The organism is Limosilactobacillus vaginalis (genome assembly GCF_025311515.1).
GTDB classification, from domain to species: Bacteria; Bacillota; Bacilli; order Lactobacillales; family Lactobacillaceae; genus Limosilactobacillus; species Limosilactobacillus vaginalis.
Window position 1 is genome coordinate 909,663 of sequence record NZ_CP104399.1, and the last position, 19,287, is coordinate 928,949.

21 protein-coding genes and 1 other annotated feature are annotated in these 19,287 nt (G+C 40.0%); of the genes, 11 read left to right on the plus strand and 10 right to left on the minus strand.

The window, feature by feature from the left end; all coding sequences use genetic code 11:
• Nucleotides 1–8 precede the first annotated feature (8 nt).
• From parC to msrA, 6 genes are all read left to right on the plus strand, one after another.
• Complete coding sequence (gene parC / locus N4627_RS04435) at nucleotides 9–2,480, plus strand: DNA topoisomerase IV subunit A (RefSeq protein ID WP_191337019.1); 2,472 nt, start codon at nucleotides 9–11, stop codon at nucleotides 2,478–2,480.
• A gap of 147 nt (nucleotides 2,481–2,627) precedes the next feature.
• Entirely contained in the window at nucleotides 2,628–3,563 is a 936-nt protein-coding gene (locus tag N4627_RS04440; RefSeq protein ID WP_003717039.1) for a manganese-dependent inorganic pyrophosphatase, read from the plus strand.
• Between the two features lie 103 nt (nucleotides 3,564–3,666).
• Nucleotides 3,667–4,164, plus strand: a complete 498-nt coding sequence (locus tag N4627_RS04445; RefSeq protein WP_040531169.1) for a GNAT family N-acetyltransferase — start codon at nucleotides 3,667–3,669, stop codon at nucleotides 4,162–4,164.
• A gap of 306 nt (nucleotides 4,165–4,470) precedes the next feature.
• A complete protein-coding gene (locus tag N4627_RS04450; protein WP_260965060.1) occupies nucleotides 4,471–5,655 on the plus strand; it encodes an aminotransferase class I/II-fold pyridoxal phosphate-dependent enzyme in 1,185 nt (394 codons plus the stop codon).
• Nucleotides 5,656–5,658: 3 nt separating this feature from the next.
• Entirely contained in the window at nucleotides 5,659–6,651 is a 993-nt protein-coding gene (locus N4627_RS04455) for an NAD(P)-dependent oxidoreductase (RefSeq protein WP_260965061.1), read from the plus strand.
• 150 nt (nucleotides 6,652–6,801) lie between these two features.
• Complete coding sequence (gene msrA / locus N4627_RS04460) at nucleotides 6,802–7,332, plus strand: peptide-methionine (S)-S-oxide reductase MsrA (protein WP_003717045.1); 531 nt, start codon at nucleotides 6,802–6,804, stop codon at nucleotides 7,330–7,332.
• Between the two features lie 133 nt (nucleotides 7,333–7,465).
• Here msrA and N4627_RS04465 read toward each other — a convergent pair whose 3' ends face one another.
• Nucleotides 7,466–8,257 (minus strand): 2-keto-4-pentenoate hydratase, encoded by a 792-nt coding sequence (locus tag N4627_RS04465; RefSeq protein ID WP_003717046.1) that lies wholly within the window; start codon nucleotides 8,255–8,257, stop codon nucleotides 7,466–7,468.
• Between the two features lie 202 nt (nucleotides 8,258–8,459).
• Nucleotides 8,460–8,686, minus strand: a binding site (T-box leader).
• A gap of 216 nt (nucleotides 8,687–8,902) precedes the next feature.
• Between N4627_RS04465 and N4627_RS04470 the strand changes: the two genes are divergently transcribed.
• Together N4627_RS04470 and tpiA are read left to right on the plus strand one after the other, a co-directional pair.
• On the plus strand, nucleotides 8,903–10,090 hold the full coding sequence (locus N4627_RS04470) for an aminotransferase-like domain-containing protein (RefSeq protein WP_191337017.1): 1,188 nt from the start codon (nucleotides 8,903–8,905) through the stop codon (nucleotides 10,088–10,090).
• A gap of 144 nt (nucleotides 10,091–10,234) precedes the next feature.
• Nucleotides 10,235–11,008: a triose-phosphate isomerase gene (gene tpiA, locus N4627_RS04475; protein ID WP_003717048.1), complete on the plus strand. Its 774-nt coding sequence runs from the start codon at nucleotides 10,235–10,237 to the stop codon at nucleotides 11,006–11,008.
• A 57-nt stretch (nucleotides 11,009–11,065) separates the two neighbouring features.
• Here the strand turns inward: tpiA and N4627_RS04480 are convergent, their stop codons facing one another.
• From N4627_RS04480 to amaP, 3 genes are read right to left on the minus strand one after another with little or no spacing between them, the layout of a single operon-like run.
• Nucleotides 11,066–11,473, minus strand: a complete 408-nt coding sequence (locus N4627_RS04480) for an Asp23/Gls24 family envelope stress response protein (protein ID WP_003717049.1) — start codon at nucleotides 11,471–11,473, stop codon at nucleotides 11,066–11,068.
• A gap of 20 nt (nucleotides 11,474–11,493) precedes the next feature.
• Nucleotides 11,494–11,685 carry a hypothetical protein gene (locus N4627_RS04485; RefSeq protein ID WP_003717050.1) on the minus strand — a complete coding sequence of 64 codons (192 nt, stop codon included), beginning with the start codon at nucleotides 11,683–11,685 and terminating at the stop codon, nucleotides 11,494–11,496.
• A gap of 15 nt (nucleotides 11,686–11,700) precedes the next feature.
• On the minus strand, nucleotides 11,701–12,246 hold the full coding sequence (amaP, locus tag N4627_RS04490) for an alkaline shock response membrane anchor protein AmaP (protein WP_003717051.1): 546 nt from the start codon (nucleotides 12,244–12,246) through the stop codon (nucleotides 11,701–11,703).
• Between the two features lie 230 nt (nucleotides 12,247–12,476).
• On the opposite strand from amaP, the gene N4627_RS04495 reads away from it, so the two are divergent.
• On the plus strand, nucleotides 12,477–13,016 hold the full coding sequence (locus N4627_RS04495; protein WP_040531282.1) for a GNAT family N-acetyltransferase: 540 nt from the start codon (nucleotides 12,477–12,479) through the stop codon (nucleotides 13,014–13,016).
• Between the two features lie 66 nt (nucleotides 13,017–13,082).
• Here N4627_RS04495 and N4627_RS04500 read toward each other — a convergent pair whose 3' ends face one another.
• Nucleotides 13,083–13,391 (minus strand): hypothetical protein, encoded by a 309-nt coding sequence (locus N4627_RS04500; protein WP_260965062.1) that lies wholly within the window; start codon nucleotides 13,389–13,391, stop codon nucleotides 13,083–13,085.
• Nucleotides 13,392–13,462: 71 nt separating this feature from the next.
• The gene (locus tag N4627_RS04505) at nucleotides 13,463–14,719 is read right to left on the minus strand and encodes a chloride channel protein (RefSeq protein ID WP_098044852.1); all 1,257 of its coding nucleotides are present in this window, start codon (nucleotides 14,717–14,719) and stop codon (nucleotides 13,463–13,465) included.
• Between the two features lie 236 nt (nucleotides 14,720–14,955).
• On the opposite strand from N4627_RS04505, the gene N4627_RS04510 reads away from it, so the two are divergent.
• Complete coding sequence (locus N4627_RS04510; protein ID WP_003717055.1) at nucleotides 14,956–15,768, plus strand: alpha/beta hydrolase family protein; 813 nt, start codon at nucleotides 14,956–14,958, stop codon at nucleotides 15,766–15,768.
• Nucleotides 15,769–15,771: 3 nt separating this feature from the next.
• Nucleotides 15,772–16,257, plus strand: coding sequence for a PAS domain-containing protein (locus N4627_RS04515; RefSeq protein ID WP_003717056.1), 486 nt, complete (start codon nucleotides 15,772–15,774; stop codon nucleotides 16,255–16,257).
• A 77-nt stretch (nucleotides 16,258–16,334) separates the two neighbouring features.
• On the opposite strand, the gene N4627_RS04520 is transcribed toward N4627_RS04515, so the two are convergent.
• From N4627_RS04520 to thiD, 4 genes are all read right to left on the minus strand, one after another.
• A complete protein-coding gene (locus N4627_RS04520; protein WP_003717057.1) occupies nucleotides 16,335–16,685 on the minus strand; it encodes a hypothetical protein in 351 nt (116 codons plus the stop codon).
• A gap of 6 nt (nucleotides 16,686–16,691) precedes the next feature.
• Nucleotides 16,692–17,720 (minus strand): lipoate--protein ligase, encoded by a 1,029-nt coding sequence (locus N4627_RS04525; RefSeq protein WP_098044850.1) that lies wholly within the window; start codon nucleotides 17,718–17,720, stop codon nucleotides 16,692–16,694.
• 89 nt (nucleotides 17,721–17,809) lie between these two features.
• A complete protein-coding gene (gene thiE / locus N4627_RS04530; protein ID WP_191337015.1) occupies nucleotides 17,810–18,457 on the minus strand; it encodes a thiamine phosphate synthase in 648 nt (215 codons plus the stop codon).
• A complete protein-coding gene (gene thiD, locus N4627_RS04535; protein ID WP_098044848.1) occupies nucleotides 18,447–19,268 on the minus strand; it encodes a bifunctional hydroxymethylpyrimidine kinase/phosphomethylpyrimidine kinase in 822 nt (273 codons plus the stop codon). The genes thiE and thiD overlap by 11 nt, the downstream gene beginning before the upstream one ends.
• Between the last annotated feature and the right edge of the window lie 19 nt (nucleotides 19,269–19,287).

The following is a 19,287-nucleotide window of genomic DNA, read 5'->3' on the forward strand; positions in this document are numbered from 1 at the left end:
ACATTATAGTGAGAGACGGTAAAATTGAAAAAATGACTTTGGAACAATTGATGGGGGATCGTTTTGGTCGTTATTCAAAGTCAATTATTCAAGAACGGGCATTGCCTGATATTCGGGATGGCTTGAAGCCAGTTCAACGACGGATCTTATTTGCAATGAATAAGGATGGAAATACCTACGATAAGGGATTTCGGAAATCAGCAAAGTCCGTTGGTAACGTTATGGGGAATTTTCACCCCCACGGAGATAGTTCAATTTACGAAGCTCTAGTTCGTCTAAGTCAAGATTGGAAGCTTCGAGAACCATTAATTGAAATGCACGGGAATAATGGTTCAATGGATGGTGATCCAGCTGCAGCAATGAGATATACGGAAGCGCGGTTAAGCAAAATTGCTGGGTTGATGCTTCAGGACATTGACAAAGATACCGTTGAAATGACGTTAAACTTTGATGATACCGAAAAGGAACCAACAGTTTTACCAGCGCGGATTCCTAACCTTCTTGTTAATGGTGCTACCGGTATTTCAGCAGGATACGCAACGGAAATACCAACACATAACCTCGGGGAAGTATTGGACGCTTTGGTTTATCTCCTAAATAATCCAGATGCAAGTTTGGAGAAACTAATGGAATTTATTCCGGGCCCCGATTTTCCAACTGGGGGAATTATTCAGGGAATTGACGGTATTCGAAAGGCTTATCAAACAGGGCGGGGACGAATCGTTGTCCGTGCTAGAACTGAGATTGAAACTCTTCGAGGTGGCCGCCAACAAATTAACGTAACTGAAATTCCTTATGAGGTTAATAAAGCCCAATTAGTTAAGCGGATCAATGATCTCCGTCTAGCTAAAAAGGTGGAAGGAATTGCTGAAGCACGTGATGAAACTGATCGTAGCGGTCTACGGATTGCCATCGAGTTGAAACGCGGAGCTAATGCCCAGGGAATCCTTAATTATCTTCTCAAAAATACTGATTTGCAAATCAACTACAATTTCAATATGGTTGCAATTGATGAGCAGCGGCCAATGCGAGTAGGGTTAAAACGAATTTTGATCTCGTATCTTTCCTTCCAGAAACAGATTATTCGTCGGCGAACACAATTTAACCTAAATAATGCTCAACATCGTCTCCACATTGTTGAAGGATTGATTAAAGCTTTATCAATCTTGGATCAAGTAATTAAGACTATTCGTGGAAGTAAAAATCGCAAAGATGCCAAGGAGAACCTGATTAACCAATATGCATTCTCCGCGGAACAAGCAGAAGCAATTGTTACCCTGCAGCTTTATCGGTTAACGAATACCGATGTTACTGAGCTCAAGGATGAGCAGAAAAAGTTAAACCAGCAAATTGAAGAATTCCAATTGATCTTAACGAATGACCAAGAATTGGCTAATGTTTTACGGAGAGAAATGTTAGCAATTAAAAAGGAATTTGGTAATCCGCGGCGGACAAAGATTGAAAGCCATGTAGAGAAGTTAAGGGTTGATACTAAAGTAACGGTAGCAAAAGAAGATGTTATCCTCTTGGTTTCTCACGCGGGATATATTAAGCGGTCAAGCGTGCGCTCATTTAAGGCATCACCAATAGACGAAAACGGTCTTCGTGAAGATGATTATCCGATTCTAATCCAGCAAACAAATACTTTAGCGCACTTATTTATGTTTACCAATCTTGGGAATGTCATTTACCGACCTGTCCATGAAATTACTGATGCTCGGTGGAAAGACACTGGAGAACATATTTCACAGACAATTGGTTTAGCAGAAAATGAGCATATTATAAAAGCAATGGTCTTTGATAAGCTGGATCAGCCAGGAACCATCATTATGGGAACTAGTGACGGTCAAATTAAGCAATCGGCATTTACAGACTATAAGCCGGGAAGTCGTTATAAGAGTCGAACAACAACTGGAATTAAGTTGAAGAGCGATGAAGCTAGATTAGTAAGTGTTGATTATTATGAACCAACAAATGAAAACCGGTCACTCCTAGTCATTAGTCATGAAGGATATGCGGTTCGGTTTGATGTCGCTGATGTTCCTGTTACTGGTTTAAGAACTGGTGGGGTTCGGGCAATAAACTTGAAAGATGATGACTATGCCACCGACTATACTCTTGTTTCTGAAGGTCAAAACTTGGCAATGATTACCCAACGTGGTGCCTTTAAGGAAATGGCAAGTTCTGAAATTGAAACAGGAGCGCGTGCTCGTCGTGGAGAATTAGTAATCCATAGAATTAAGAATCACCCTCATAAAATTGTTGACTTCTTGGCTTATGATCCAGATAAGCATGATGTTCTTGAAATTATTACTGATCGACCTGCTTTCCAGGATGTTGCAGTAGATGATCACCACCTTGGAACCGCTAAATCAAACGGAACATTTGTTGTTGATACTGACACACAAGGGACACCTGTAAAATTAAGGCGTAAAAAGGTTAATGTCCTAAATGAAGAGCCAGTAAACCAGGAGAATTAATAATCTTTCTATACTTTTATTTGTTTTCTGTGAGATATTTTATAATTATCTCACCAAGTTAGGACTTCCATGATAGAATAGAAAGCGTAGATTGTTTCATGTCTTAGTATTTGCGGACAATATCGAAACAAACAGGAGGAATTTTAAATGAGTAACAAAGAATTAGTTTTTGGTCATCAGAATCCAGATACTGATGCGATTACAGCTGCAATGGCTTTCTCATACTTTCAAAATCAATTAGGTTACGAAACCGAAGCTGTTGCTCTTGGTGAACCTAACGACGAAACAAAGTATGCTTTAGATCACTTTGGGATGAAGGCACCTCGAGTTGTTAAGACCGTTGCAAATGAAGTTGACAAGGTTATGCTTGTTGACCATAACGAACCACAACAAAGTGTTAGTGATCTTGATAAGGTTACAGTTACTCACTTGGTTGATCACCACCGAATTGCTAACTTTAACACTGCTCAACCACTTTGGATTACTGCTCGTCCATATGGTTGTGTAAGCACGATTATTACTGAATTATTCCAAGAAAAGCACATTAATATTCCAGCAAACCTTGCCGGGATGATGCTTTCAGCAATTATTTCAGACACATTGCTTTTGAAGTCACCAACCACAACCGATCATGACCGTGAAGCTGTTAAGTACTTGGCAAAGATCGCTGGTGTTGAAGACTATGAAAAGTACGGGATCGACATGTTGAAGGCCGGCACTAACATTGCTAAGAAGACAGATAACGAAATCGTTGATGGTGATGCTAAGACATTTGAACTTGGCGGTACTAAGTTACGGATCGGCCAAGTTAATACTGTTGACTTAGATGACGTCTTCTCCCGTCAAGCTGATCTTGAAAAGGAAATGCACAATTTAATGGATCAAAATGGTTACGAGACCTTTGTATTAATGGTTACTAACATTTTGAACAGCGATACTGACCTCTTTGTTGTTGGTGATCACACTGATACAGTAGAAAAGGCCTTTGGTAAGAAGCTTGATAACAAGCGGATGAACTTACCAGGTGTTGTTTCCCGGAAGAAGCAAGTTGTTCCTCCATTGACAGACGCTTTTGAAGGATAATAACTTTATTTCTTTAATCGTTAGCATTTAATTTAATAATGCAATAAAGTGAAAAACTCCTATAATAAGGTATTAAATTATTCTTATTATGGGAGTTTTATTTATGGAGTTTGAATTTTCACTTGCAAACGAGAAGGACCTGCCAAGAATTGTCGATATTTATAATCAGATCATCCCATCTCGCCTTGCTACTGCTGATCTAGAGCCAGTAACTGTTGCGGAGCGAGAAGCATGGTATCACTCATTTACCAAGACCCATCCATTATGGGTTATTAAAAATAACGAGCAAAAGGTGGTAGGCTGGGTAGGGCTTGAACCATTTTATGGTCGGGCGGCCTATGAGCATACCTGTGAAATAGCAATTTATATTGATAAGAGTGTTCGACATCATGGCCTTGGAACACAAGCAATTAATTTTGTGATCAGTCAATTACCTCAACTAGGAATCACAGCAATTGTAGCCTATATTTTTGGTCATAATTTGCCAAGTTTAGGATTATTCAAATCATTTCATTTTACAGAATGGGGAAGACTACCTCGAGTAGCAGAACTTGATGGCGTTCAGCGGGACCTCATAATAATGGGGAGAAGGTTTGACTAGAAGTAGCTTTAAATATCTACTAACTTAATCTAAAATACTGGTTGACAAATATTAGAATATGATTAAAATAATTAGTAATTACTTAAAGGAGGAACACAATGATGAATGCTTTGATTCAATCAAATATTAAAGCGTATGCCTTCTGGTTTAGCGATTAATTATCCGCTAACCAGCAGTGCTCTTCATTGTGCGTTCCCGGATAGTTGTTAATCTTAAACCATCCGGGGCTCTACTAATTCTGACTTAGTCATTACAGTCCTGGATGGATTATAACCATCGAGGACTTTTTATTTTGGAGGGAAAATTATGCCAACTACTAAGTCACAATTATTAAATAACTTGAATACGAATTTCGGTCGATTAAAGCCAGTGGGAATCCGGGAGTTTGATTACAAGGCTAGTGCAATTCCTGGGATCATTAAATTAACGCTTGGAGAACCTGATTTTAACGTTCCTGAGGTGATGAAAAAGGCAGCAATTGATAGTATTGAAAACAATGATTCTCACTATGCACCAGGTAGCGGATCCATTCAATTACGGAAAGCAATCGCCAAATTTATGGCAGATCGGTATGGACTAACTTATGATCCAACAAATGAAATTGCTGTAACGGTTGGGGCAACTGAAGGAATTTATGCTTCACTATCAGCCTTAGTCAATCCGGGGGATGAAGTTTTAATTACTACCCCAACTTTCCCGTTATACATGGCAGTAACGACTATTCTTGGCGGAAAACCCGTTGAAATCAACACTAGTAATGACCAGTTTGTTCTAACACCTGAAAGGCTCCGTCAAGTAATTGCTGAACATCCCAATGCCAAAGCAACTATCTTAAATTACCCGTCAAACCCAACCGGAGTAACCTATACTCGTGAGCAGATTCAACAGTTGGCAACTGCAATTGACAAAACCAATTTAGTTGTCATTGCGGATGAAATATACTCAGAATTAGTTTACAGTGGACATCATACTTCGATTGCGGAATTTATCCCGGGACAAACCTTAGTCTTAAATGGAGCTTCAAAGTCACAAGCAATGACTGGCTACCGGGTTGGCTTTATTGCAGGACCACAAGAATTGATGAAGCCGGTCTCTGCCATTCATGCCATGATGGTTACCGCTGCTGCAGATCCAATGATGGCAGCGGCAGCTAAAGGCTTTGCCAGTGAAGAAGGTAAGCAAGCTACCCTAGAAATGAAGGCAGCTTACAAGCAGCGCCGTGATACCTTAGTTCCGGCATTACGCGAGCTCGGCTTTGAAATTACTAACCCTAATGGAGCTTTCTATGTCTTTGCTAAATTACCAGAACGTTTTGGAACCGATGATGTGAAATTTGCTACTGAACTGGCTGAGCAAGGAAAAGTCGCTGTAATTCCTGGATCATACTTTGGGGCTGGTGGTAGTGGCTACCTAAGAATTAGTTACGCAACAAGCATGGCGGATATTGAGGAAGCAATTAGACGAATTAGCCAATTTGTAAAGGAGGACTAGCCAATGACCAAAATTTTAATGACTAGTGTACGGGATGATGAGCAAGCGGCAATCAAGGAATTTGCCGGGGAGAACGATGTTGAAATTATTACTACCGAAAAATTAATTGATGATGCCGTTGACCTGACCAAGGATGTTGATGGCCTGGTTATTCAACAACGAAGTAAGCTGCCCACATCAATCTACGCTAAACTACGTGAGAATGGCTTGAAACAAATTGCCACCCGAACTGCGGGCTTTGATATGATTGATCTTGCTGAAGCGCAGGCCAACAATTTAACGGTAACGAATGTCCCAGCCTATTCGCCAAGAAGTGTTGCCGAACACGCGCTAATGCAGATCTTTCGGTTATTAAGGAAAGCTTACCGGTTTGATGCTCAGGTAGCGGCTAATGATTACCGGTGGTTTAGCGATGAACAAGCGATGGAAATCCATACAGCAACCATTGGAATTATTGGTGTTGGTCGAATTGGCGGAACGTTAGCTAAACTATTAAAAGCTTTAGGAGCAACGGTTCTAGGGTTTGATACTAACCCGCGAGAAGAAATGAAAGGGACCATTGAATACGTTACAAAAGAAGAACTTTTACAGCGGTCAGATGTGGTATCATTACACGTTGACCTTAATCCGACCTCGGTTGGTTTACTCACTGCTAAGGATTTTGCTTTGATGAAACCGAGTGCTGGTTTAGTAAATGCTAGTCGGGGGCCAGTAGTTAATACGGCTGATTTAGTAGCTGCACTGAAAGCAAAACAAATAGCCGCAGCTGCCTTGGATACCTTTGAGGGTGAAAATGAGGTTGTTATGACTGATCGTCGGCAAACCGGCCTTGGCGATGTACCGTTGGTTGCTGAACTTCATTCAATGGATAATGTAATTCTGACTCCGCATATAGCTTTCTTTACGAATTTAGCCGTAAAGAATATGGTTGATTTTGCCCTTGAAGATGTTTTAACAGTTCTTGCAGGAAAAAAGTCACCGCATGAAGTGAACTGATCCTATTAAGTTAGCCGCTTTTGCAGAATAGGGTAGGTTAGTTTTCTCATTTGTTTTTAATTTTAATAAATATATGTTAGAATACCTACAATTTATAATCTGTACCAATAAAATTTTGATGTTGGTAGGCTACGAAAGAGGTTGATATAGATGAGTTTAGACACAGCAATCTTTGCGGGCGGATGCTTCTGGTGCATGGTCCAGCCATTTGATACTTATCCGGGAATTAAATCAGTCATTTCTGGATATACTGGAGGACATGTCCCTAATCCAACCTATGAAGAAGTTTGTTCAGGAAAGACCGGACATACTGAGGCGGTCAAAATCACCTTTGATCCTGATGTGATTTCATATGATGATCTGGTAACTATTTATTGGCATCAAACTGACCCAACTGATGCTATGGGACAATTTCAGGATCGTGGGGATAATTACCGGCCAGTAATCTTTGTTAATAGTCCTCAACAACGTGAAATTGCTGAAAAATCAAAGGCTGCTCTTCAAGCTAGTGGACAATTTGGAAATGATAAAATTGTTACTCAAATTGAAGATGCTAAACCTTTTTATCCAGCAGAGGATTATCATCAGGACTTCTATAAGAAGAATCCAGAACGGTACGCTCTTCAAGAAGCCGGCGGTAGGGAACAATTTAAGCAGCAACATTGGAATAACAAGGATTAATAAAAAAACTCTCGTGACTTTTTACAGTGTAAAGTCACGAGAGTTTTCTTTATCTAGCTGGATAGATAAATTTAACAAGATTATGATGCTTATTAGTTTTGTTGATTATCATTTAATTTCATTTAGTCATCCCCTAGTCGACATTTAAATTAACATTACCAAGTTGGTGATCAAAATTGACAGCCCAATGTCCTTCCTTGAGATGGGGTGGTAAAACGAACGTTCCGGAAGAAACCAGTTGACCTTCCTTAAATTGCTTACCTTGTTCTTCAAGCTTTTTGACAAGCCATTGAAGGGATTTAAGCGGATTACCAAGAACCTCTTTTGAATCACCTTCATCGAGCTTTTGATCATCAAGGAAGAGTTCGGCATGGACCGTTGCAACATCAGCGACATCCTTGAAAACTTTTGTTGAAGGAACCTCTTTCCCATAAACAACTAATCCGCCAACAGCACAATCTGACATGACATTGTATTTACCGAGACTCGGGAACCAATCCTTAAACCGAGAATCCGGTACTTCTAGTGCACCCGCAACCGTTGTCTTGTTTAAGAGATCCTCTAGTGAATCATTGCTCGTTAAGTCTGTAGTTGCACGAAAGGCTAATTCAACTTCGACCAATGGTTCCATTAAGTCATTTAAGCTGACGTTTGCTGGTGCAGGGAGAAAACGACGATTAACTTGTTGACCATATAAGGGTGAATCAGCGTCAAACATATCTTGGGTTTGTTTACTTGTCAGTGAAACTTTGTATCCGCCAACGGGAACACCCTTAAGACGCATCACCTCATCTTGGACAGCATATGCAGTTTCATCATCTTCTACAACACTTTTCCAGTCTTTTTCTTCTAGTGGTTTGCCAGTTAGGGTTGCATCGTAAAGGGCCATTGCGAATTCTTTTTGGTTAGCGTTTAATGTTGTCATAATTGATTCCTCCAATTTTAGTTATTTATGATTATCATCACCATCAAAAATGCCAACACTGATGAGAATCATTATTCTTAATTATTCCTTGAATGTTGCTAATGTCGCTAATGTCGCTAATATCACTATCTTTCATGATCCTCACCTCACTTAAAATAAATTTCAAAGTAAACAAAAACCCATCAAGCACATTTGAATATGCTTGAAGGGCGACGTTGCCGCGGTACCACCTTCATTTATGGAAAGAGTCCACATCTTGAACCAGACAAATTTATCTGGAGCCAGGATAATGGTCGGCAGCCAGGCAACCTTACTTAGTTCAGGAGCCAATTCACAGGGGATTTAACATTGATTAACGTTGCTTAGTTCACACCAGCCACTAAGTCTCTGAACCAGTTAATCAAGTTACTTCCTGTTCGGTATCTTTAACGTGTTTACATTTGATGCTTCGTATTCTACTCATTAAATTTTAATCTGTCAACCATAAAATTTAATTTTTTCTTGTTTTGGTAATCCCTTATATGAAGAAATTAAATTTATAGATTATTCAGGAACTTATGAAACTTAATTAGGGGTTCACAAGTCGACTTTTGTATTGTAAACTACTCAACAATTACAAAATGATGAGAAAGAGGAGTGGTAACTATGTTTAAATTTTCAAAAAGAGTTCCTGCTGACGGGACAGATGCTGTTGGTGCAATCTTAAAAGCGGCGGCTGACCCGAAAATCATTTCATTTGCGGGTGGATTACCGGCTCCTGAACTATTTCCAGTTGAGGGGATGAAAGAAGCAACGGATAAGGTTTACGCTGAGCATGGCCAGCAAGCTTTGCAATACGGTGCTGCTAAGGGAGTAACTGAACTCCGTGAATTAATCCTTAAACGAGTAAAGGAAAAGGAGAATATTGATGCCAAACTAGAGAACGTCATGGTAACAACAGGTTCTGAACAAGCAATTGATTTGGTCGGAAAGGCATTTGTAAATCCGGGAGATACAGTTCTTGTCGAAGAACCAACTTACCTTTGTGCGCTTGACGTTTTCCGTTCATACGGTGCTAATTTTGTTAGTGTGCCAATGGATGATGACGGGATGAAGATGGATGCCCTGGAAGAAGCTCTGAAGGCTCATCCAGAAACAGCACTGGTCTATACAGTGCCAAACTTCCAAAACCCAACTGGGCGGACAATGCCAGCAGAACGACGAAAAAAGTTTGCAGAGTTGGCAGCAAAATACGATGTTCCGGTTCTTGAAGATAATCCATACGGTGATATTCGCTTTGCAGGAGAACATGTTCCTTCTGTTAAGTCATTTGATCATGCCGGAAAAGTCTTTTACATGAGTACGTTCTCAAAGATTCTTGCTCCTGGGTTCCGTCTTGGCTGGTTAGTAGCGGATCCAAAAGTAATTGAAAAATTAACCGTGCTAAAGCAATCTGCTGATCTCCATACGGATAACCTTGTTCAGTATGTAGTTACTGAATTCTTTAAGGAAAATGATGTTGATGCCCATGTTAAGGAAATTAGTGACCTTTATGGGAAGCGGAAGCAACTAATGATTGACGGAATTAAGAAATACTTCCCGAAGGATGTTAAGTATACCGATCCAGAAGGTGGAATGTTCCTCTGGGTTGAAGTCCCTGGTGTCACTGATACTGTTGAACTCTTTAAACAGTGTCTTGAACACAATGTTGCCTTTGTCCCTGGTGACCCGTTCTTTGCTGGGAAGCCACAACCAGGAACATTCCGGTTGAACTACTCCAACATGCAGGAAGACCAGATTGAAGTCGGATTGAAGCGACTTGGCGAAGCACTTTCACAAGCTCTTGAAGCATAATTATCAAATAGTTCTTAAAGTTTGCTAATAGTGATCTTTAAGAACTATTTGCGTTTAAAAGCCCCATCTTTCTTTGTTTGGCAGATAATTGTAAAATATAAGATAACTAGATAAACGGAAGAAGTATTAGAAAGGGTTAGAATTATGCGTAAACCATTTATTGTAGCTAACTGGAAGATGCACAAAAACGTCCAGGAATCAGTTGACTTTGTTAAACAAATTAAATCAAAGCTTCCTGATCCTAATAAAATGGAGGTTGGAATTGCAGCACAAGCTTTTGCGTTGCCAAGTATGGTCGAAGCAGCAGGTAATTCAGGACTGAGGATTATTGCTCAAAATGCTGCTGCTGAATATTCTGGGCCATATACAGGTGAAGTAAGTCTTCGTGGCTTAGCAGATGCTGGTGTATCATATGTAATGTTAGGCCATATTGAGCGCCGTCGATTATTTGGTGAAACTAATGCCAGTGTGCACAAAAAGGTTCAAGCAGCTCTGCAACGTGGTGTTACCCCAATTATTTGTACCGATGAAACAATGGTCCAACAAGTAGTAAATAACGAAATTCATTATGTTTTTCACCAGTTAATGACGGTCCTTCATGGTGTTTCGTTGGATCAGATTAAGCGAGTAGTTATTTCTTACGAACCAAGCTGGGCAGTTGGGGCTGGTCAACACGCTAATCCCACTTTAGCCGAAGAAGGATGCCGGCTAATTCGGCAAACAATTGCTGAATATTATAGCTATGAAATTGCGGATAAGATCCGCATCCTCTACGGTGGCAGTGTTAATCCTAATAACATTAAGGATATTATTGATAAACCCGATATTGATGGTGCGTTAATCGGTCGGGCAAGTTTGGACCTGGATAATTTCCTAAAAATGATTTCCAACGCTCAGTTAACGCTAAAAGAGGAATAAAAAAGTTCCTGGTACTCAATTTACGAATACTAGGAACTTTTAATTTAGGTTAAACCATTAGCTTACTTGCTTATCGTCGTCCTTCTTCAACTCTTCACGAGTCTTAACGTCATTAACATGTAATTCGAACTTGACCAATTTCAAGCCAGTCATTTTATCTAAGGCACTGTCAATCTCTTTACAGACTGCTTCAAAAATTTCTGGTGCGCTCTTACCGTATTCGATTGTCGCGTCCATTTTAATTGCAACTTGTTTTTCACCCACATCGGCATTGATCCCTTTGGTCATATTATTGCCGGATGAAACTTTATCCGCAAATTCAGAGAACATGTTGCCATCAAGAGAGATGATTCCTGGAACTCGGGTAGCTGTGATCCCGGCAATCTTTTCAATTACACTGTCGTCAAAAGTTAGGTGTTGGTCAACGTTAGTTTTAGTAGCTTGGTTTGTGTTTGTAGTTGTCATGATTAATTCCTCCTTAGAAATTATTCGGCAAGTTTAGCACTTAATTTATTAACGATTCCCTTAAAAGAGAATCCAATGAGGTCTAAGACAAGACCGATTAAAGCGAAGATCGCAGTAGTTAGAAGAATGCCAATTGCTGTCCAGAATCCCCAAACGGTCCAACTAATACTGAGAACTAATCCCGTAATCGCACCAATGAGAGCAAGTTTCATTGTTATCCCTCCTTGTTAAACGACTGTGACTGATTTTTTGTGACTATAAGGTTGAAGGCGAACTCGTAATTTACGAAGCCCGATAGCAAAGTTTGTTTGTAAATTATTTTCGATTGCATCAGTTAAAGAATTCTTCAGCAGTTCTGGATCGGATTGTCCAGAAAGCATTCCGGTAACGGTAACATCTGCTTCTTGACGATTCTTGAGCATTTTAACCTTTGTTGTGGGATTATAGAGACCAAAACTTGATAGGTTAAGGCGAATACTATTTTCCACTGCTGTTTTATCAACTGAGATATGACGAGCACCATCACGAGCAATTACTAATTGTTTACTCGTTGTTGGTCGGAAGATCGAACTCCCAATTACGATTATCGCCATCAGAATGATATAGCTTGCTAAACCAATAATTGTGTATTGTCCGGGGCGGGTTAATAGCCATTGGCTGATTCCTAGTATCCAGGGTTCGTGACGGAAGATCCAGAGAAGGATTACAATACCGCCGATTAGTCCCTGAATTAGCATTGCTATTGTAATCCACCATTTTTTCCAATTAGCCATTAAAGAATCACTCCTTTCTATGTCTGCAGGCTTCTGTTTTAATGTCTTAACTTTAACATGGATGAAAGGGCTTTACAGTAGATTATTAATGGACATAAGGCTTTCTTATACGGGTGATCATTAATTCTTCACAGGTGTTTACAAATGGGGTATAAATTAGCAAAAAAGACCATTTTTGATTAATAATCTGCTATGATTAGAGTGATTTAATTCTAATTGGAGATGATAAAATGCAAATTCGGAAAGCAACACAAAAAGACTTAGACACTATTCTAGAAATACTTCGTGATGGACGCAATCAATTGGCTGAACGTGGTGTTGATCAATGGCAGGGCGACTATCCAAACGCTCAGCACATTCAGGAAGATATTGATAATGGCTACTCATATCTCGTCAAATCTGATGATGGGATGACTGTCGGGGCAGTTGCAATCGTCAATTCACCAGATCATGTTTATGATCATATTAATGGTGAATGGCTAATTAATACGACGAACTATGTTACTATTCATCGGGTAGCAATTCACTCAAGTCATGCAGGAAAAGGATACGCATCAAAGCTATTCATTAGCGTGATTGACTACTTAGAAAAACATCGTCCTGATGTGGAATCAATTCGCCTTAGTACGAACGAAAATAATTTGGTAATGCAACACATTGCCGAAAAGAACGGCTTCCAAAAGGTAGGAACGATGCCAGGAGCATACCGTCCTGAAGAACTTTCTTACGTTTATGAGTTGTTAACAAAGACTCACGCGTTAGCTGGCTAATATTCAGATTAAAAATCAAAGGAGACTAGTAAGAGAATAAAAAAATTCTCACTAGTCTCCTTCATTTTATTTATTAATTTGTTGAGCGTAATTTCGAGCGTTATATAGTTCGTAAACAATAATGGTTTCAATTAGAGTAATAATGCAGATTAAGAGAAATGTATATACCTCAGGAAGAACGAAGAGGAGGATTAACAGGATCCATGAAAACCAACCCCACTGGGTTTCAATCTTAATTACTCGTTGAACCCGTTTGGTTGGGGTAATCCTTCCTGAACGTTGAAAAATATCACGAATTTGGGCAAACCATTTAACTTCAAAGAAACTCTCAATCATAAAAATAATGATCAACGTCATTAGGTAAATATGTGCCATGTTTTTAAACTCCTTTAAGCATGATGCAAGGTTAAGTTTAGCTGTTTCATAGTTAATAAGCAAACATCATACTACTTTGCGAGTCTTGCATTAACCCACCGCGAGACAGCAATCGATAATGCAACTCCTAGGGCAAGGGGGATAAAGGCTGTAAAGTTCAAATGACAGACTTCAAATAACATGAACATCGCCATGAGAGGTGCTTGTTGAGAAGCAGTTAGAAAATAGGCCGCTCCAAGTACAGCACACTGGGTAATTGTTACTCCTGGCATAATTTGGACATAGAGCATCCCCAAGAAAACACCGATAACAGCACCAAGTGAAATTGAAGGTGTCAGGATCCCACCATAAGCCCCGCTCTTGATGCTAAGGAGGGTTACCACTGCTTTAGCAATGAAACCGAAAAGAAGGGCTAAAATAACGTTTTTATTGATAGTAGTGGTGCTCATCGCCAATTGAGCTAACCCACGACCATTTCCCATTATTTGCGGGTAGAAAGCAGCCACAATCCCGGTGATGATCCCCATTAACGGTAGCTGGTAGAGGACGTTTTTGGTAACCGCTCGGTGAGCACTTGCCTTTTTAACTCCCAGCTTGAAGTAAGCACCTATAATTCCAAGAAGTGGTGCCAGGATGATTACGATTGGAAGGATCCGTAGTGAAGGAAAATTTTTGGAGCCAACCAAGTAATAGGGCTTATATCCCTTAACAATTGATCCAATTAAAGTTGCGATTACGGACATTGTTAAACTAACAGCGACTACTCGAGCGTTAACTTTCTTGTAAAGTAACTCAATAGCAAAAACCGCACCTGTGATTGGCGCAATATATACCCCCGAGAAACCAGCACCGGCAGCACACGCAATTAGCATTTTTTGGTCTTCTGGGTCAAGCTTTAAGTAACGGTTATTAGCAAAGTGTCGTTCCCATTTCTGAGCAATTGCGGCACCGGCTTCCCGTGGTGCTAATTCACGACCAATGGAATTTCCCGTTCCCACGTAAAAGATCTGTGTAACAACATGAATTAGTGTTTTGACTAACGGCATTGTTTTACCAGTAATTGCTTTACTGATACCGACTGGGCGGTAATTCTTTTGAAGATAGTACCAGACGATTGCAGCAATCGCAGAACCAACAAAAACGGAGATAAATCGGTGCCCTGGACCAACAAAAATATCAACCGGGATCCGATTGCTCTCTTCAAAGTTAAGAAAGTATTTTTCTGATAAATCAAGAAGAATACTTAATAGTAAAGAACTAGTCCCCACGATCACCCCAAGTACAACCGTAGCAATGACTAAAGGAACATTTTTTGAAATCGACTTCATTCTTCTCTCTCCCATGAATATTTATACCTCGTTAGTTTATAACACCAGAAAGCAGAAATAAAGTCTCTCAAGAGAATCAAGTAATTTAGGTGTATGATAAAAGAAAAAGGTAGATCTAGGTGAGCTGAAATGGACAAACAACCGACTAAAAAGGATGCAATTATGTTAATTATTGTTGCCCTCGCTGTGGTAACCATCCAGGGAATTTGTGCGCAGTTAGGTAAGTAGGTGGCGAGATGACGCATTTAGTTAGTAGGAAGCAGTCACTAACTGATTGGCAGCGGGTCCAGTTAGCTCAGCTTGAATATCATGACTGGCACTTGGGAGAAGATGTTTTGTTGCCAGATGGCCAGTTAATTGGTGAAGTGATCAAGGTGATTTGGACGGCCGATGGATTTCGGGCGACAGTAATTCGTTCAGCCGCTTATCCTCAAATAATAGTTCTCTTTCGTGGATCATCTGGCGTTCGGAAAGGTGATCCGACAACGTGGACTAACGAGTGGCTTCGGGTTAACCTCCCAATTGGTAACGCAATTATTAACCAGGTTCCTGATGTTCCTCAGGAGTTATGGACGGCAAGCAAAGAATTTAATCATTTATTAGCTAGTTACCCGCAAATGACCTTCTTCCTTTATGGACACTCGTTAGGCTCAATCAATGCACAATTTGCTTTAGCTAACTGTCATTACCCTGAGCGGATTAGTGCAGCGTATCTTTATGAAGGGCCTAATCTTTACTGGTTACTAGATGCCAAGCAACGGCAAACAACAACCCTTCTTCGCTGTCAAATATTTAACTATATTGATCCGCTTGATGTGGTTGCATTAGGGTATATCGATATGGAACATACGATTGGATTACTCCGGGTGATTGATTCGATGATGACTAGCCCAATTAACCAGCATATGTGGGGTGGCTATCAATTTGATAAACAGCAAAATTTACTACTAGAGAATGATTTTTGGCAAAACAGGCGAGCACAAATTTGTCAACGACTGATTACTGCAGTTCAAAAATTAAACCAAAATAATGATGAATGGGAGCGTTAAAAGATGAATTTACCATTTATGGATGATGCCACGATTAATTTTTTCAGTGGTAAATTAACTTTAGCTGAGGTTGATGCCTTATTTCGGACAATGCCATATGAATTAGATTATATTAATGCGGACGATGAGTATGTTTGGTATTCGCCAAATAGCTGGCGTGATGATCAGCGTCTTCATCAGCGCCTTAGTCATAATGTTCTTGGTTGTCATCCCCAACGAGTTATCCCAATGGTTAAGCAGGTCTTAAAAATGTTGAAGACAGAGGAAAAGGATATGGTTGAGTCACCTCAGATAATGGATGGCCAACGAACTTTAATTCGCTATTATGCGATCCGTAAGCCTAATGGTCATTATTTAGGAGCATTACAAGTGACAGAAAATGTTGAACATATCTGTCAGCTTTGTGAGCAACATGTCTTCGAGCACGGGGTCGTAGAAGGACAAGTCGTTGATGGTGTTTCATCAGCGTCAATTAATGAAAATAAATAAAGCATTAATATAGAAGGGTGTAATAAAGGCAGAATGAAATTTCTGCTTCTATTACACCCTTTTTGAGCTACGAGTTATTATTTGATTTTAATTTCTAATAGGGTGGGGTTTGCTTTTCCAGTAAGACTAGCAGGATCGCTTTGATAATTACTTGCAATTCGGCTAATGATCCCGTTAACTGGCGATTTGAACGTTTCGACTGCTTTACCGCCTTCGATGTCAACCAGCTGTGAGTCAGTAGTAACTTTTTCGCCAATTCGCGGCGTATCTAAAAAGGTAATGGTAGCAAGCTCCTTGATTATCTCTGTACTTAAGCCAACTTTAACAATGGTACCAGTTTGTTGCCACCATAAGCCATTATCTTCATGGTGAATAGGTGATGATTTGCTAAACAAGGACTTTATCCAGGCAAAAAATTGTTGTAACATTTTAACTCACTTCCTACTCAGAATTAAGTCTGCTAGTTCCTCGGGTGAAATTTGACCAAGGTTAGCTTCAAGGTTGGATTGTTTTAGCGATGAAATTAAGGACGAAGAATCTAACTTAGTTCCGTTTAAATTATGTTCAATAATAGCCGGGTCTCCGGTCGTAAAGAAATCGCCATAAATTTTAATGGCAGTAATAACACCATTGCTTTCATTAAAATTAAAAGAAACTGTCCCAATTGGGAAATGTTTAGAAACATAGTTATCAAATCCAGGATTATGACCGTAATTCCATAAGTCAGTTCGGTATTGCTTATCTAGTCGAGAGTCAATAATTGACCAATCGTGATCAGTAAGGTGGTAGGTTTCTACCTGATCCATCGAATCGACCCCAAACATGTGACAAAGCAAGTATTCCTTAAAGTCTTCGGTTGTCCAATGCTGGTACTTCTCAGGCAGGTAGGGCTTGATGTTAGTAACTCGAGCATTCACTGATTTAACGCCCTTAGAAGCTAATTTATCTTGTTCTGGGGTAAGTACTTCATTAGCATTCTGCATATTAAGGTCAAACATTACGGTCCCACCAGCAGCATACGAATTGTCGCCCTTAACGATCGCCATTCCTGAAAATTTTTTGCCATCAATTGTCATATCATTCCGACCACTGACTTCAGCTGAACTAATACCGAGATCATGCAAAGCGTCAACAATCGGATCGCCAATTGCGTGAAAGTCACCGAATTTACTAGTATCGCCAACAACAATATTTTCGAATACTAAATTGCCAAAATCATGGTAAACGGCACCGCCACCACTTGACCGACGAACTAATTCGATTTGGTGCTCTTTGAGATAGGGTAAGTCAATTTCGGCATAAGCGTTTTGGTTAACGCCAATAATGACGGATGGCTGGTTAATATAACAAATTAAGCCATGACCCTTTAGCCTCAGATCATTAATTAGATAGTTGTCTAATGATTGGTTTACCAGAGCATCATGAACTGGTTTGCCGTTTCTGCTGGTATCGATGAAAAACATTGCAAACACCTTCTTTTAAATGGTTACGCTTTCATTATAGGCGCTACTAGTCTTAATTAATAGTCGTTAATTTTACGATAAAATACTAATTACTTTACCAATGTCTTAATTTTTTCGATGGTTTCCGTAATGTTTTTACTATTCAAAACGAGGGAGATCATTGATAAACCAGCTACACCAGTTTTTAAAACTTCTGGAATGTTCTCTAAAGAAAGGCCGCCAATTGCAACTAGGGGATGGGTACTCAATTTATTTAGTTCTTTAAGTTTAGTGAGGCCCAAGACAGGATCCGCATCGACCTTTGACGTGGTTTCAAAGACCGGACCACAACCGAGGTAGTCAATGGCAGATAATTGATTTGCTTTTTCAACTTCAGCAGCCGTGTTGCATGAATAGCCAATAATTAACTTGTCGGCTGCTTCTTTAATTACCTGCTCAATCTTTTCATCATCCTGACCAACATGAACACCATCAGCACCGACACGCAATGCCATTTGAACATCATCATCAATCAAAACAGGGATTGAGTAGCGGTTTCCCATTTCGACTAGGCGCCTTGCCATAACTAGTTGTGCATCAGCAGTCATGGTTGAACTGTCTTTTTCTCGATATTGAAATGCGGTAATTCCAGCTTGCATTGCTTCTTCTACTTTAGCGAGGAATTCGTAGGAATCGTGGTGGGTATCTTGAGTTCCGCCGACAAGGTATATTTGTAACATTTTTGGATTAAAGTTCATTATTATCGCTCCTTATTTTTGCCCAATGGTTTAGCGGGCCATGACCGTGACCAACATTAATGCCTTGCTTAATCGTAGCTTCAACATAGGCCTTTCCAATTTTGAGGGCGTCTTCCATTGATTTGCCCTTAGCGAGTTCAGCAGTGATACAAGAAGAAATAGTATCACCAGTACCATGAGTATTCCGAGTTTGCTTCCGCTTGGCAGTCATCCAAAATGAGTGACCATCAGCTAATAATACAAAGTCGTTTGCTTCATCATCACTTGAAAAATGACCACCCTTAACCAGAACGTTCTTGGCTCCCATCGATTGAAGACGTTGTCCGGCAGCTTCCATTTCAGCTTCTGTTGTGATCTGCATTTGAGCTAATTCTTCAGCTTCTGGAAGGTTAGGTGTGATCAAATCAGCAAGTGGTAATAGTTGTTCACGAACCACACTAATTGCATCATCACTTAAAAGTTTAGCACCACCTTTAGCAATCATCACGGGATCTACCGTTAATGGACCAAAATCATATCGCTTGAGGTTGTTGACAACGGTTTTAACGCGGAGAGGATCAGCTAACATTCCCGTTTTGCAAGCCCGGATCTTAAAATCAGCAGCTAGGGAGGAAAACTGTTCATCAATTAATTTTGGTGGCATTGCTAGGGCATCCTGAACGCCAAGGGTATTTTGAGCTGTTACCGCAACAACAACCATTGTGGCAAAGACACCACGCATTTGTATTGTTTTAAAATCAGCAGAGATTCCGGCACCACCGCCAGAATCAGTACCAGCAATCGTTAGAGCTTGAGGAAAATCATTCGTCATTATTATTAACTCCTTTATT